This is a genomic window from Streptococcus sp. KHUD_018, from assembly GCF_054861215.1.
Genome location: NZ_CM142176.1, coordinates 1,485,242 through 1,501,213, shown reverse-complemented (window position 1 = coordinate 1,501,213; position 15,972 = coordinate 1,485,242). Strand labels below are relative to the sequence as shown.

13 protein-coding genes are annotated in these 15,972 nt (G+C 41.1%); 11 read left to right on the top strand and 2 right to left on the bottom strand.

Annotation, left to right across the window (positions count from 1 at the left end; all coding sequences use genetic code 11):
* Positions 1–108 precede the first annotated feature (108 nt).
* The 10 genes from ACVBD2_RS07600 to ACVBD2_RS07555 all read left to right on the top strand — a co-directional run bounded on the left by ACVBD2_RS07600 (position 109) and on the right by ACVBD2_RS07555 (position 10,512).
* Positions 109–489, top strand: a complete 381-nt coding sequence (locus ACVBD2_RS07600; RefSeq protein ID WP_461685528.1) for a hypothetical protein — start codon at positions 109–111, stop codon at positions 487–489.
* Between the two features lie 196 nt (positions 490–685).
* Positions 686–1,378: a phosphoglycerate mutase gene (locus tag ACVBD2_RS07595; protein WP_000240126.1), complete on the top strand. Its 693-nt coding sequence runs from the start codon at positions 686–688 to the stop codon at positions 1,376–1,378.
* Positions 1,379–1,499: 121 nt separating this feature from the next.
* Positions 1,500–2,201, top strand: a complete 702-nt coding sequence (locus ACVBD2_RS07590) for an ABC transporter ATP-binding protein (RefSeq protein ID WP_461685527.1) — start codon at positions 1,500–1,502, stop codon at positions 2,199–2,201.
* On the top strand, positions 2,197–4,902 hold the full coding sequence (locus tag ACVBD2_RS07585) for an FtsX-like permease family protein (protein WP_461686300.1): 2,706 nt from the start codon (positions 2,197–2,199) through the stop codon (positions 4,900–4,902). Before ACVBD2_RS07590 ends, ACVBD2_RS07585 begins: the two co-directional genes overlap by 5 nt.
* A 144-nt stretch (positions 4,903–5,046) precedes the next feature.
* The gene (gene rpsO / locus ACVBD2_RS07580; protein ID WP_001018251.1) at positions 5,047–5,316 is read left to right on the top strand and encodes a 30S ribosomal protein S15; all 270 of its coding nucleotides are present in this window, start codon (positions 5,047–5,049) and stop codon (positions 5,314–5,316) included.
* A 786-nt stretch (positions 5,317–6,102) separates the two neighbouring features.
* Positions 6,103–6,714 carry a CadD family cadmium resistance transporter gene (locus tag ACVBD2_RS07575; protein WP_000531728.1) on the top strand — a complete coding sequence of 204 codons (612 nt, stop codon included), beginning with the start codon at positions 6,103–6,105 and terminating at the stop codon, positions 6,712–6,714.
* A gap of 300 nt (positions 6,715–7,014) precedes the next feature.
* Positions 7,015–8,061 carry a FecCD family ABC transporter permease gene (locus ACVBD2_RS07570; protein ID WP_000949306.1) on the top strand — a complete coding sequence of 349 codons (1,047 nt, stop codon included), beginning with the start codon at positions 7,015–7,017 and terminating at the stop codon, positions 8,059–8,061.
* Between the two features lies 1 nt (position 8,062).
* Positions 8,063–8,818: an ABC transporter ATP-binding protein gene (locus tag ACVBD2_RS07565; protein WP_125837617.1), complete on the top strand. Its 756-nt coding sequence runs from the start codon at positions 8,063–8,065 to the stop codon at positions 8,816–8,818.
* 19 nt (positions 8,819–8,837) lie between these two features.
* Positions 8,838–9,848 carry an ABC transporter substrate-binding protein gene (locus ACVBD2_RS07560; protein ID WP_000753252.1) on the top strand — a complete coding sequence of 337 codons (1,011 nt, stop codon included), beginning with the start codon at positions 8,838–8,840 and terminating at the stop codon, positions 9,846–9,848.
* Positions 9,829–10,512 carry an alpha/beta hydrolase-fold protein gene (locus ACVBD2_RS07555; RefSeq protein ID WP_084926098.1) on the top strand — a complete coding sequence of 228 codons (684 nt, stop codon included), beginning with the start codon at positions 9,829–9,831 and terminating at the stop codon, positions 10,510–10,512. The genes ACVBD2_RS07560 and ACVBD2_RS07555 overlap by 20 nt, the downstream gene beginning before the upstream one ends.
* Before the next feature lie 555 nt (positions 10,513–11,067).
* Here the strand turns inward: ACVBD2_RS07555 and ACVBD2_RS07550 are convergent.
* Both ACVBD2_RS07550 and ACVBD2_RS07545 read right to left on the bottom strand, forming a co-directional pair.
* A complete protein-coding gene (locus ACVBD2_RS07550) occupies positions 11,068–12,432 on the bottom strand; it encodes an LPXTG cell wall anchor domain-containing protein (RefSeq protein ID WP_001015739.1) in 1,365 nt (454 codons plus the stop codon).
* A 223-nt stretch (positions 12,433–12,655) separates the two neighbouring features.
* Positions 12,656–13,405: a lysophospholipid acyltransferase family protein gene (locus ACVBD2_RS07545; protein ID WP_000500185.1), complete on the bottom strand. Its 750-nt coding sequence runs from the start codon at positions 13,403–13,405 to the stop codon at positions 12,656–12,658.
* A gap of 133 nt (positions 13,406–13,538) precedes the next feature.
* On the opposite strand from ACVBD2_RS07545, the gene ACVBD2_RS07540 reads away from it, so the two are divergent.
* Positions 13,539–15,875, top strand: a complete 2,337-nt coding sequence (locus ACVBD2_RS07540; RefSeq protein WP_461686299.1) for a cation-translocating P-type ATPase — start codon at positions 13,539–13,541, stop codon at positions 15,873–15,875.
* Positions 15,876–15,972 lie beyond the last annotated feature (97 nt).

Here is a 15,972-nt window from a genome sequence, read left to right as displayed (position 1 = left end):
AAAATTATTTTTTGAAAATCAATATTTATTACAAGATTTTATAAGACTGTTTAATTTTTAGAGAAATTATGATAGAATAATACCTATAAAAATTTTAAGGAGATTATTATGAAAACAAATACACTTGCTCGTGTTAACGCTATTTTTGGTCTTATTTCAGGAATTGTATTGCTTTTAGCGCCAGCTATCATGTTTATGATGGCTGTTGGAGCTGCTGCGGCAACTGAAGATGCAGATGTAGCAGTTGGGACATTGACAGGGCTCTCAATTATTTTGTTATTGGTTAAAATTGCTATTTTAGTACTAGGAATTGTGGCTATTGTTTATTATAAAGATGATGAACGTGTTACGAATGCACCTTCTGTTTTGCTCATTGTAGGTGGTGCGGTCGGCTTGATTCCATTGTTGGGATGGGTAGGTGGAATTCTAACCATTATTGGTGGTTCACTTTACTTTGGAACATTGAAAAAATTTGTAATTGAAGAGTAGTAGTTTTCCAATTATTTGGTTATTTGGGCGGGACTATTTCATCCTCTGTCGAGAACAATTATGATAGTGTGATAAAGAGAAGACTGATAAGCTCTTCTCTTTTTCGTTGATTTTCACTAGCTTTTTTGTGAAAAATTGTGTAAAATGGAATAGATAAACGAGGGCAACCTCGAAAAATAAAAGGAGAATCCATCTAATGGTAAAATTGGTTTTTGCTCGCCACGGTGAGTCTGAATGGAACAAAGCTAACCTTTTCACTGGTTGGGCTGATGTTGATTTGTCTGAAAAAGGAACACAACAAGCGATTGACGCTGGTAAATTGATCAAAGAAGCTGGTATTGAATTTGACCAAGCTTACACTTCAGTATTGAAACGTGCGATCAAAACAACAAACTTGGCTCTTGAAGCTGCTGACCAATTGTGGGTTCCAGTTGAAAAATCATGGCGCTTGAACGAACGTCACTACGGTGGTTTGACTGGTAAAAACAAGGCTGAAGCTGCTGAACAATTTGGTGATGAGCAAGTTCACATCTGGCGTCGTTCATACGATGTATTGCCTCCAAACATGGACCGTGATGATGAGCATTCAGCTCACACAGACCGTCGTTACGCTTCACTTGATGACTCAGTTATCCCAGATGCTGAAAACTTGAAAGTAACTTTGGAACGTGCCCTTCCATTCTGGGAAGACAAAATCGCTCCAGCACTTAAAGATGGTAAAAACGTATTCGTAGGAGCTCACGGTAACTCAATCCGTGCCCTTGTAAAACACATCAAACGCTTGTCAGACGACGAAATCATGGATGTGGAAATCCCTAACTTCCCACCATTGGTATTCGAATTTGACGAAAAATTGAACGTGGTTTCTGAATACTACCTTGGAAAATAATCTATAAACAGAAAGCCTAGATTACTAGGCTTTTTTGTTTTTGCTTCCAGTTTTCAACTAGTTGAAAAAGCGTTATAATGATAGTAAAGAGTGACTTAATTGTAAGAAAGAGAGAAGGACGATGGCTTATATTGAAATGAAACACAGCTACAAGCGTTACCAGGTTGGGGATACGGAGATTGTGGCTAATCGCGATGTGAATTTTGAAATTGAAAAGGGGGAGCTGGTTATTATCCTTGGCGCTTCAGGTGCTGGAAAATCAACCGTTCTCAATCTCCTAGGAGGTATGGATACCAATGATGAGGGGGAGATTTGGATCGATGGTGCCAATATTGCCAACTATAGTTCGCACCAACGAACAAACTATCGTCGTGAAGATGTGGGATTCGTTTTTCAGTTTTACAATCTGGTCTCCAATCTGACAGCCAAGGAAAATGTGGAATTGGCCTCAGAAATCGTAGCGGATGCCCTAGATCCAGAGCAAGTGCTCAAAGACGTAGAGCTAGGTCATCGGCTCAATAACTTTCCAGCACAGCTTTCTGGAGGGGAGCAACAGCGAGTCTCCATTGCACGTGCTGTAGCCAAAAATCCTAAAATCCTCCTTTGTGATGAACCGACAGGTGCCTTGGATTACCAGACGGGGAAGCAAGTCTTGAAGATTCTCCAAGATATGTCTCGTCAAAAAGGAGCAACGGTGATTATCGTGACCCACAATGGCGCGCTAGCTCCTATTGCAGATCGGGTGATTCACATGCGCGATGCCACGGTTAAGAGCGTAACAATCAATGAGCGTCCACAGGATATCGAAATATTGGAGTATTAGCATGAAAAAAACATACCGAAAAGACTTGCTCCAGTCAGTGACTGCTTCCAAAGGACGCTTTGCTTCTATCTTGACCTTGATGATGCTGGGTTCTTTGGCTCTAGTAGGCCTCAAAGTGGCCAGTCCAAACATGGAACGTACGGCAGAAGATTATCTCCGTAAAGCCAATACTCTGGATCTGGCCGTGATAGCAGATTATGGCTTGGACAAAGAAGACCAAGACGAACTAAAGACACTTCAAAGAGCAAGTGTTGAGTTTGGCTATATGGCAGACCTAACCGTTGAAAATAGTGAAGAAGCGGTTCGACTTTATTCCAAACCAGAGAGCATTTCAACCTTCCAACTGACAGAAGGGCGACTGCCAGAGGCTGATGGGGAAATTGCCTTGGCTGATTTCTGGAAAGACCGCTATCAGATTGGGCAGACCATTACCTTTACTAAGAAAGAAGAAAAGTCCGTCGTAAAATCCCAAACTTTCACAATTACTGGATTTGTTCAGTCGGGTGAGATGCTTTCTCAAGAAGACTTGGGAGGGGCTAGTAGTGGAAATGGAAACCTGGCTGGCTATGGAGTAATTTTACCCAGTCAGTTTGACTCAGATGTTTATAGTATTGCGCGTGTGCGCTATGACGATTTAAAAAATCTGGATGCTTTTTCATCAGACTATAGGAGCAAACGAGATCAACATCAGGAAGAGTTGCAAGAATTGCTGGCCGATAATGGTCAAAAAAGATTGGCAAGTATCAAAGCAAATGGGCAGAAGAGCCTGAAAGATGGGAAAGAACAGCTCCAAACTGCTGAAAGCAACCTTGAAAATGGCAAGAGTCAGTTAGAACAGGCTGAAAGTCGATTAAAAACTCAAGAAGAACAAGTGACCGCTTTACCAGAACCGCAAAAGAGCCAAACCAAGGGACAGCTGACAAAAGCTAAGGAAGAATTGGCGACTAAAAAAGAAAAACTGGCTCAGACGGAGAGTGATCTATCTAAGGAAAAAGAGAAACTTGAACAGCGTCAGAAAGAGCTTGATGAACTGGCAGAGCCGACTTACCACGTATACAACCGCCAAACCATGCCAGGTGGACAAGGTTATCTCATGTATAGTAACGCTTCAGCCAGTATTCGTTCTGTCGGAAATATCTTTCCAGTGGTGCTTTATATGGTCGCTGCAATGGTGACCTTTACAACGATGACTCGCTTTGTGGACGAAGAGCGTACCAATGCTGGTATTTTCAAGGCCCTAGGTTACCGTAACCGAGATATAGTTGCCAAGTTTGTCCTCTATGGTTTTCTTGCAGGAACTGTGGGAACCATTATAGGAACACTTCTTGGACATTATCTCCTTGCCGGCGTGATTTCGGATGTTATAACAGCTGGGATGGTTGTTGGAAAAAGTCAGGAGTATTTTTACTGGTCTTATAGCCTTCTTGCCCTAGCCTTAAGTTGGGTATCCAGCGTTTTGCCAGCTTATCTGGTAGCGCGAAGGGAGTTGCACGATGAAGCAGCCCAACTTTTGCTTCCCAAACCTCCCGTTAAAGGATCAAAGATTTTGATGGAACGGTTGAGCTTTATATGGAGTCATTTGAGCTTTACTCATAAGGTTACGGCAAGAAATATCTTTCGTTATAAGCAACGAATGTTGATGACCATTTTTGGAGTTGCAGGTTCGGTTGCTCTCTTATTTGCTGGTCTTGGCATTCAGTCATCTGTGGGAGGAGTTTCCGAGCGCCAATTTGAACAAATCCAGCAATACCAGATGATTGTAGCGGAAAAGAGCAGTGCAACGGAACAAGAAAAGGCCGATTTAGAAAGTGCCTTGCAAGCTGAACCTATCCATGCTTATCAAAAGATTTACTCTAAATCCATTGAAAAAGATTTTAAAGGGAAAGCAGGACTTCAAAACATCACCATGATGGTTACTAGTGGTGAAGACTTCAAACCCTTTATCGCATTAGAGGAAAATAGGCGAGAGTTGCAGGTCACTGATGGAGCGGTCGTGAGTCAAAAATTAGCCCAACTAGCAGGTGTTACGATTGGAGACAAGCTGGAGTTTGATGGGAAGGAAATCAAGGTCGCGGCTATTTCTGAAAACTATGTTGGACACTTTGTTTATCTCAACAGAGCGACTTACGAACAAGTCTACGGCACCAGCCCGCAAGACAATACCTACCTAGTAAAATTAAAAGAGCCGACACCTTCCAATACGGAGAAAGAAGCTGCTACCTTTATGGAAAAAGCAGCTGTTTCTGGGGTAGTCCAAAATGCGACGGCCATCCATCTCTTTGAATCCGTGGCTAGTTCGCTCAATAAAACCATGGCAATCCTTGTCCTTGTTTCGGTTTTACTAGCCATTGTCATTCTTTACAATCTAACCAATATCAATGTGGCAGAACGTATCCGTGAACTTTCGACTATCAAGGTTCTCGGTTTCCACAATAAAGAAGTGACCCTCTATATCTACCGCGAGACCATAGTGCTATCCCTTGTGGGGATTGTTCTCGGTTTGGTAGCTGGCTACTATTTACATCAATTTTTGATACAAATGATTTCACCTGCCACCATACTTTTTTATCCACGAGTCAGCTGGGAAGTCTATGCTCTTCCAATCGTCACAGTGACTGTAATCATAGCCTTACTGGGCCTCTTTGTCAATCACCACTTGAGAAAGGTGGATATGCTTGAAGCCCTGAAATCAGTAGAGTAATTCAAGGTTTTAAACAGTAAATCAGTTGACAAAGTCTCTGCTTCTTGGTAGAATAAGAACTGTCGTAAAGACAAATAACTTCTTCTTGGTTACAGGCATGCCAACCTGTCACTCGGATGAAGCCAAATAAAAAGGAGAAACATCATGGCAATCTCAAAAGAGAAAAAAAATGAAATCATCGCACAATATGCACGTCACGAAGGTGATACAGGTTCAGTAGAGGTTCAAGTTGCTGTCCTTACTTGGGAAATCAACCACCTTAACGAACACATCAAACAACACAAAAAAGACCACGCTACTTACCGTGGATTGATGAAGAAAATCGGTCGCCGTCGTAACTTGCTTGCATACTTGCGTAAAAACGACGTTAACCGTTACCGTGAGTTAATCAACTCTCTAGGACTTCGTCGTTAATCTTGCGTCTAAAACGTTTCTATACTTCGTTGCCTTCGCCTCGATGTACCATCAGTACAATCTTCGGCTTGTCGCCTAGTCTATAAACGTTTTATCCAGCAAGAATAAAGCTCTCTGATTTCAGAGGGCTTTTTATGTTGTCACCTTATCTCGATATACTCAAGTATAATCTTTGGTTACGGTTCCTAGCACTGTAAGGTAAAATAAACCAGATCATCTCCCTTCGGGGAGATTTTTTTGTTTTACTAACATTTTTGTACAATCTTCGCCTCGTCGCCTAGTCTATAAACGTTTTATCCAGCAAGAATCATGATGCTAAGGGCGTTAAAAATCCGTATGAAAATAGGGAAAGGAAGCAGTGTTCGATGAACATAAGGAGTTTTATCTTTTTCACTAGGATTTTAGCCCGAGCTCAAATCAGCTCTCTGATATTCAGAGGGCTTTTTTATTGAGGTTTTATCGGTCACAATTTTGGAGACTACAAAAACCTCAAATAGTATCAGCTAGTTACACCATAAAGGTGCGCATCTACTCGGCTTGAAAAGTCGAGTAGATGTCTGCAAGCCCCCTCGGAGAGCCCACACTTTACGAAGTAAAGTATAGTATGTTATACTTTACATGGAAGTAGTCACCGAATTTCAGTTAGAAATTACTTTATAACTACGTTTTGAGGAGGAGTAAAATGCTTTCCTACGTTCGACATTACCCACTAGCGATAGCTAAATTAATGTGTCTGTGCTCTCCTAAAATCTGCTGATTTATTACTGACTAATACAGGAGGCTTTTATGGGACAGACAATCATATCTGCTATTGGTGTTTATATTTCCACCAGTATCGATTATTTAATTATTTTAATTATTTTATTTGCACAGCTATCACAGAATAAACAGAAATGGCATATTTATGCGGGGCAATATCTAGGCACAGGCTTACTTGTAGGGGCGAGTTTAGTTGCTGCTTATGTCGTTAATTTCGTGCCTGAAGAATGGATGGTTGGATTGCTTGGTTTAATCCCTATCTATTTAGGGATTCGCTTTGCAATTGTTGGAGAAGGTGAGGAAGAAGAGGAAGAAATTATTGAAAGATTAGAACAAAGCAAGGCAAATCAACTGTTTTGGACAGTTACATTGCTGACAATTGCGTCTGGCGGAGATAATTTAGGTATCTATATACCTTATTTTGCTTCGTTAGATTGGTCACAGACCCTCGTGGCGTTGCTTGTGTTTGTAATCGGCATAATTATCTTTTGCGAGATTAGTCGGATGTTATCCTCTATTCCGTTAATATTCGAGACAATTGAAAAATACGAGCGAATCATTGTGCCCATAGTATTCATTCTACTTGGACTATACATCATGTATGAAAATGGCACGATAGAGACTTTTCTGATTGTGTAGATTTTTTTGTTTCACTAGGATTTTAGCCCGGGCTCAAATCAGCTCTCTAATTTTAGAGGGCTTTTTATGTTGTCACTTTACCTCGATATACCCAAGTATAATCTTCGGTTACGATTATTAGCACTGTAAGGTAAAATAAACCAGATCATCTCCCTTCGGGGAGATTTTTTTGTTTCACTAACATTTTTGTACAATCTTCGGCTTGTCTATATATGTCTCCATCCTTGTTCATCTAGTAGAAATATGGTATACTTTTTATGAGAATTTTCTAAATTTTTAATTTTGTCTAAGGAGGTTTTCATGCTTTCCAAATTTTCTGGAAGCCGACAAGATTTACAATTTGTGTTACTTTTAGGTGTTTTGCTAGGTATTTTAGGGATTTCACTTTTTCTTGCTGTTTCTATGGGATCCGTAGCGATTGACTTAGGAGATACCTATCGGATCATTTTGAGCAGGTTGGGTTTTCCTCTTGAGATAGGAGAGGTTTCCAAGTCTACTCTTGCCATTGTATGGAATATGAGGTTCCCCCGAGTATTGTTAGGCTTGATAGTAGGGGCTGGTCTTTCTATGTGTGGTAGCGTGATGCAGTCTACAGTGAACAATCCCATCGCAGAGCCTTATGTCTTAGGAATTTCTGCGGGTGCAACTCTAGGGGCAACTTTGAGCATCATTCTTGGTTTAAAATTGGTGATTAGCCTTGGAGCTTTCCTTGGAGCTATTTTGGCAACAATCGCTGTCCTTATCATTGCCTCTATGCAGGGAAGGATGACGACTTCTAGTCTGATTTTATCAGGAACGGTGGTCAACGCTCTCTTTCTAGCCTTTTCCAACTTTATTATCTCAGTTGGGGCTAATGCTGACAGTGTGATGACCATTAAGTTTTGGACTATGGGCTCGCTTGCCGGGACTACCTGGTCTGACTTAGTCCTGCCAACTATAGTAGTAGGAATGGCCTTTCTATTTTTCGCTACTCAGTATCGTGTTTTCAATGCGATGATGATGGGAGATGAGGCTGCTTTAACTTTGGGTATTCCCTTACGCTTTTATTGGTATCTTTATGTGACCATGGTGGCTGTTCTGACAGCAGTCTTAGTAGCAACTTGTGGGATTATTGGATTTGTTGGTCTAATTACTCCTCACTTAGCTCGAGGCTTAGTAGGAACGAATTACAGGAGGCTTTTTCCTGTTGCGACCTTACTGGGTGCTCTCTTTGTCGTCTGGGCAGATGTACTTTCTCGTGTCATCATTCCAAATGCTGAGATGCCAATTGGTATTTTCACAGCCTTGGTAGGTGCTCCCTTTTTTATCTACATTGTTGGAGGTAGGCGAAGGGAGGTGAGGGCCTGATATGGACTTGATTTGTCAGGATGTCCACTTTGGACTAGGAGAGAAAAAAATCCTCAAAGGAGTTTCTCTTAAGGTCGAGGGGCATCAATTTCACACGATACTAGGACCAAATGGAAGTGGAAAAACCAGCTTGCTTAAACTCCTCTATCGTCAGGAAAAGGCAGACAAAGGCTTGATAAGCTTAGATGGAAAGCCACTGGAGCATTGGTCACTCAAAGAAACAGCCAAGCAAATGGCAGTTGTAACCCAGTTTAATCAATTGCAGTTTGATTGTACAGTTGAGGAAATCGTCTTGCTGGGAAGAACTCCCCACCTCTCTTTTTTACAGAAGGAAAAGGAAAGAGATTACGCCCTCGTTCAAGATGCTCTCGTCAAGGTGGATATGCTTGAGAAGAAAACTCGTCTCTATTCGTCTCTGTCAGGGGGAGAGAAACAGCGAGTCTTATTAGCCCGCGCCTTGGCGCAAGAACCAACTCTCTTGCTCCTGGACGAACCAACCAATCACCTGGATATCAAGTATCAGCTAGACTTGTTGGCCATTGTGAAAAATCTCAAGGTCAATGTTCTAGCTGTCCTACATGATATTCAACTTGCTTGTCGCTATTCGGATTATCTCTATCTGATGAAAGAGGGGGAAATCCTTTACCAAGGGACTCCAAAGGAGACCATCACCCCTGAGTCATTGAAAACTGTATACGGAGTTCAAAGTCAGGTTACTTGGACAGAGGATCAGCAAGCCATGATTCACTATTTATAAGAATGAAAAGGAAAACAAGATGAAAAAAACACTCAGTATTTTACTGGTAACAGTAGCTACCCTAACCATGGCAGCTTGTGGCAATACTACTACAGAAAAAGCTACCACACAATCTAGCACAGAAACAAGTCAAAAGGCCAGCGCAGAGACGACTTATCCGTTAACGGTCAAGACCTATGATGCTAAGGGAAATGAAGTCGAACAAGTCTTTGACAAGGCACCTGAAAAAGTTATCACCAACAATCTTTCAACCACTGAAATTTTGTTGGAGTTAGGCTTGAAGGATAAAATTGCTGGCATGCTCAACCCTGACAATGCTGTAACAGGTAAATACAAAGACGCGATTGCGACTATTCCTCAAATTGGCGATAAAAAAACAGTCTCACAAGAGACAGTCCTTTCTTATGAACCAGATGCCGTCATGGGTCGAAACATGATGTTTTCTGAAAAATCCTTGGGAACAGTTAGCACTTGGAATGAAAACAAAATCCCAGTCTATACGCAAAAAGCTTCTCTCTCAACGATTCAGCAAGATTTGGGAAATATTGTAGAAGATGTCAAAAATCTTGGAATGATTTTCAATGTTCAGGACAAGGCCAATGAATACGCAGCCCAATTACAAGCTAAAATTGACGCTGTTAAGAAAGCAAATCCAACAAGCCAAGGTGAAAAGAAAAAGGCTTTGATTATGGTTGCTTATAATGACGAAACCTTCGGTGCATACAAGTCTGCTTTGCAGGAAAGCTTGTTGAATCAACTTGGTTATACCAACGTTGCAACGGGAACATCAGGCTTGACCTTGGAAAATCTCGTGTCAATGGATCCTGAGTTGATTATTTATGTGACCAGCGACCGCAATAAAAAATTGGATGCCAACGCAGTAGAGTTGATGAAGAAAAATGCTGTTTTGGAAAACGTTCCTGCAATTAAGAATCAAAAAATCATGACCATTTCTTACGATGAGTTGATGGACTATGGTCCAGCAGTGATTGATTCCCTTGAGAAAATCAATGACTTTATCAATAAATAATGAGTTTGATTGGGAGGGAATCCAAGTCAATGTCAGCCTTCCTTCGACTTATGATCCCAATCAAACCTATCCAGCGATTCTCTTGAATGATGGAAACTTGGATTTCCTATCATCCCTTTCAGAATCTGTGATTTTAGTGGGCTTGACCTCTAAAAATCGCCTAGACGACTACACTCCATGGAAGGCATCTGCTCTGAGAGATGGAGCTCAAGATTTTGGCGGTCAGGCAAATGCCTATCATGGTCATTTATTTGGTAGTCTTTTAGACAAGTTGCAGTCGCTTTATCGCCTGGACAAAAATCGCCTTGCTTATGGGGGTTACTCACTAGGTGGTTTGGCGGCTGTATACAGTCTTTTCCATTTTGACAAGGTCTCCTGTATCTTTTCTATCTGCGGTTCCTTTTGGTATCCTGATTTTGTGGCTTACTGCAGGGAAGAAAAGGTGAAAAATTTGGACTGTTTGCTGTATTTACAGAATGGTCAAACAGAAGGAGCCCATCATACCAATCGCTTGGTTCAAGCACCAGTTTATGCTGAGCAGATCCATACCAGTCTTCAGAAACGCTATCCGACCGGTCAGTTTGTCTTTGATCCTTATGGGCATCATGAGCAAGTAGCTGAGCGATTTCTAGCCTTTTCCAGTTGGTTGGCAAAGGAATGGTAGATTGAATAAAGTAAGAGAAGAGACAAGGAAAAAATTAAATTTGAGGAGAAAATTCAGTAAAACTTTCTATAATAAAACGCATAATATGAACTCTCTGAGTTTCTTATATTATGCGTTTTTATGATTTTAGAGTTTCTTTGAATGCAGAAAAATACATGTTCTATAATGAAAAGTGACTGGATTGTCATTGGAAAGGAGCAGACGAGATTTATTAAGAATATTATAGGATTGATGAAATGATAGATATTTGTAGAAAATCACACACTTTAATCTCAGTCATTTTTATATTACTAACACTAGGAATATGTATTTTTGAAGACTGATATTTTTATCATGAATTTATTCTATAAAAGAAAATACTCCTTTATTTCTAAAGAAAGAGGGACAAAATCTTTTTGGGATGATAGAGTAGAATATGAAATTTGCTCTGAATATATTAAAAGAGAAGACCAAGAGGCCCTCTCTCATTGTTAACTATTTTTCTTGTTATAGTTGGCAAAGAATCTAAATGGTGCAAAACTCCTTTCCTCCACCTTCTATATGAAAAGAATCTCTTTAATCTTTTTTCTTAACACCAACAGTCAAACCAGAGGCTACTGCAATTAAGGCAACTCCAAGTACGGATAAATTAGAAGATGCCTTTTCACCAGTTTTGGGTAATTCAGATACTTTATTAGAAAGCGTAGAAGTATGATAAACTGCCTTTGTGCTTCCGATAGGTTTTGGTTTAAGTACGACATGCGCCTCTGTTAAGAAGTCATATTTCTCTGTTACGATGCGGTAAACACGTCCTTCTTGGACAGTCTTAACAACATGATTTGTAAAATCACGATTTAAAAGACTAGAAAATTCTTGATTAATATTAAGATAAAGCCCTTTTGTCCCCTCAACTAAAGGTTTGAAGGTCGATTCTGTGTATCTCATCCCTACAACTGATAGAGAAATATCTGCTGCTTTAAGAGCTTTCAGAGTCTCTTCTACTGTTGGAATGCCTGGGGTACGGAAATCAATACTTTCATCAGTAATTAAGAATGCAAAACGACGATTATTAGAAGCTGTAGACCAATCATAATCTTTTGAGGTTGCAATATGATGTAGAGGGACTGTAGGCTCTTCTGTTCCGCCGTATGTTCGAATAGATCTAAGCGCCTTAATATACTCCTCTACATTCTTAGTGAATTTAGATCCATTAAAATCGAAATATTGAACATTGTCAGCAGCCTCATACGCGATTAAGCCAAGACGAGCATCAACTTTTTTATTAGCCAAATCACGGACAAAGTTCTCGATATTCTGTACAACATTTTGAATAGAAGAATCCATTGAAACTGACTTATCAATAGTAAAGACGATATCTGCAGAACCAGCCGCTTGTTTAGTAATTATTACATCTGCTTCTTTCAAAACTTTTTCAAATGTAGTTTTCTTGATAGTTTGAGTAACATTAGCTACATAGTCATCTGTATTAACGTGATCTGTAACAGTCTTTGTTGTTGTAACAGGTGTCTTTTCTCCAACGGCAGTTCCCTTAGCAGCTAAATGAGTTGTTTCAACACTTACAGAAGTCTCTGCTTTGGCAGTTGCTTCTGTACCAGTTGCGTTTTCTTTAGTATCTACCTTGGCGTCCGTTGAAGTAGTAGTTACTTTAACTATATCACCAGGTTGAGCTTTATCAAGTGGTACTACAGAGACATTAACTTTATCTTGAATCTCCTTAACTGTTTCGGAAATTTGTTGATTAGTTTGAGTAGTTTTAGTGGAAAGTTCATTTGAACCTACTTGAGCAAGATCATTAGCAACTTGACTTGGATTCTTTACCTCATCAGCATCAACTTGCCCCATTGCTGTAAAGGTAGACGCTAGAGCAACCGTCAATAAAACAGACTTGCACTTCCCGAATAAAGAATGTTTATGATTCATTATAAAAATCCTCCCCTTTTTTAATAATATGATATCAAAATCAAAGTAATTTGTCAAAAATTTCTATATAGAATGTAGAGTTTTCTTCTGGTTATACAGGGATAAAGATCATAAAAATGCATAGCAACAAGTGTCCAAAAACATTGATGCTATGCATTTCTTATGGAAAGGCTTGCTGGATTTTCTCTTAAAATCGAGTTTTTGTGTAGCGGTTCTCATTGTCTTAACCAAGAGACTCTCTCTTCTTATCTGGATTCCAGATAAAGCTTGCGATAAAGCTAAAGATAATCGTTAGGATACCAACAATCACAGCAAGGATGAGGGCAGGGATTCGGACAAACCACCAGAGTGGGTTTGGTTTTTTATCATTGTACCATTGCTTGGTTTCCTCGTCCAAACGTTGGAATTCTGCTTGGATACGGTCTGCAACCATTTCGATTCCTTCATCATTCATTTTCTTGATGTCTGAGATATCGATAGGATTTCCAAAGTTCATATCGACACGTTCACGGCTAACCAAGCCCTTCAAGGTCATGGGACCGGTGTAGGCGACAGGCATAATACGAACCTTGGCCATTTTAGCAATCAAGGCTACTCCACCCTTGACATCGTTTGAGTGACGGCTTCCGCTTGGGAACATGATGAGAGAACGGTCGCTTTTTTTGAGGACGTTGATAGGGTACTTGATAGCAGAAGCGCTAGGATTTTCCCGATCAATAGGAAAGGCGCCGCACATACGAATCCACCAGCCAAAGATGCGGTTGTTAAACAGCTCTTTTTTGGCCATAAAGATGAACTGTTTTGGCTTAGTCGCAAAGGCCATATAAACAGGATCCCACCAAGTACGATGAGGAGCAACGAGGATATAGTTTTCGTCGCGGCTAGGGATTTTATCAGTATTGTGATAGTGGGCATTGCCATTGATGGACCACAAGATCAGCATGACCAGTCCACGCAAATAAGTATAAAACATGAGATCTCCTTCGATTGTATTGCTTTTATTATTATACCTTATCAAAAGACTACTGGCAAACTTTTTCAGTTATCAGCCAACAGTTTTTGGATGAGATTAGAATTCTGCTAGAAAAAATGATATGATAGAATTTATGGATAAAAATAAGATAATGGGATTAACCCAAAGAGAAGTCAAGGAAAGACAGGCTCAAGGTTTGGTCAATGACTTTACCGCTTCGGCCAGTACCAGTACTTGGCAAATCGTTAAACGAAATGTCTTTACCCTTTTTAACGCATTAAACTTTGTTATCGCTCTAGCGCTGGCTTTTGTGCAGGCTTGGAGCAATCTGGTTTTCTTTGCCGTTATATGCTTTAACGCTTTTTCTGGAATTGTGACAGAGCTACGGGCCAAACACATGGTGGACAAGCTCAATCTCATGACCAAGGAAAAGGTCAAAACCATCCGTGATGGCCAGGAAGTCGCCCTTAATCCAGAAGAATTGGTCCTAGGAGATGTCATTCGTTTGTCTGCGGGAGAGCAAATCCCTAGTGATGCTCTGGTTCTGGAAGGCTTCGCAGAAGTCAATGAAGCCATGTTGACGGGGGAGAGTGATTTGGTGCAAAAGGAAGTGGATGCTCTGCTTTTATCAGGGAGTTTCCTAGCCAGTGGCGCAGTTTTGGCTCAAGTCCACCATGTCGGAGCAGACAACTATGCTTCCAAACTCATGCTGGAAGCTAAGACAGTGAAACCCATTAACTCCCGTATCATGAAATCGCTTGACAAGCTAGCTGGTTTTACTGGGAAGATTATCATTCCCTTTGGTCTAGCTCTCTTGCTAGAAGCCTTGATGTTAAAAGGCTTGCCCCTCAAGTCATCGGTTGTAAATTCGTCAACAGCCCTTTTGGGAATGTTGCCTAAGGGAATTGCCCTTTTGACCATTACTTCGCTCTTGACTGCGGTGATCAAGCTGGGCTTGAAAAAGGTTTTGGTGCAGGAGATGTACTCTGTTGAGACCTTGGCGCGCGTGGATATGCTCTGTCTGGACAAGACGGGCACCATAACCCAAGGAAAGATGCAGGTGGAGGCTGTTCTTCCTCTGACGGAAACTTATGGTGATGAGGCTATTACTAACATTCTGACCAGCTACATAGCTCATAGTGAGGATAAAAATCCAACAGCCCAAGCCATTCGACAGCGTTTCCAAGGTCAGGTTTCCTATCCTATGCTTTCGAATCTTCCTTTCTCAAGCGACCGTAAGTGGGGAGCTATGGAGTTAGAAGGTCTGGGGACGGTTTTCTTAGGAGCGCCTGAAATGTTGTTGGACTCTGAAGTCCCAGAAGCCAGAGAGGCCTTGGAGAGAGGGTCACGTGTCTTGGTCTTAGCCCTTAGTCAGGAAAAACTAGACCATCACAAACCACAGAAACCATCTGATATTCAGGCTCTGGCCTTGCTGGAGATTTTGGACCCCATTCGAGAAGGAGCAGCTGAGACACTAGACTATCTCCGTTCTCAGGAAGTGGGCCTCAAGATTATCTCTGGCGACAATCCCGTTACAGTATCCAGCATTGCCCAGAAGGCTGGCTTTGTAGACTATCACAGCTATGTAGATTGCTCAAAAATCACGGATGAGGAATTGATTGCCATGGCTGAAGAGACAGCTATTTTCGGACGTGTCTCCCCTCATCAAAAGAAACTCATCATCCAAACGCTGAAAAAAGCAGGGCATACAACGGCTATGACAGGGGACGGAGTCAATGATATCCTGGCCCTTCGTGAGGCGGATTGTTCGATCGTGATGGCTGAGGGAGATCCGGCGACTCGTCAGATTGCCAATCTGGTTCTTTTGAACTCAGACTTTAATGATGTTCCTGAGATTCTCTTTGAAGGTCGTCGTGTGGTCAATAACATCGCCCACATCGCACCGATTTTCTTGATTAAAACTATCTATTCCTTCCTGTTAGCAGTTATCTGTATTGCCAGTGTTTTACTAGGACGGTCTGAGTGGATCTTGATTTTCCCCTTCATTCCGATTCAGATTACCATGATCGACCAGTTTGTGGAAGGGTTCCCGCCATTCGTTTTGACTTTTGAGAGAAATATCAAACCTGTCGAGCCAAACTTCCTCAGAAAATCCATGCTTCGTGCTCTACCAAGTGCACTCATGGTCGTATTTAGCGTTCTTTTTGTGAAAATTTTTGGAACGAGTCAAGGTTGGTCTGAGTTAGAAATCTCAACCTTACTCTATTATCTCCTTGGGTCTATCGGTTTCTTATCCGTATTTAGAGCTTGCATGCCATTCACCCTCTGGCGAGTCCTTTTGATTGTCTGGTCAGTGGGCGGTTTCCTAGCTACAGCTCTTTTCCCAACGATTCAAAAGCTACTTGAAATTTCGACCTTGACAGGACAAACACTGCCTGTTTATGGGGCCATGATGCTGGTCTTTACAGTGATTTTCATTTTGACCAGTCGTTATCAAGCCAGAAAATAAAGAAAAACTGCAATCTGTGGATTGCGGTTTTTTTAGGTGCAAGATTGCTAGCTGAAATATGGTATAATAAAAGGTAATAGAGTTTTGGAAAGTGAGA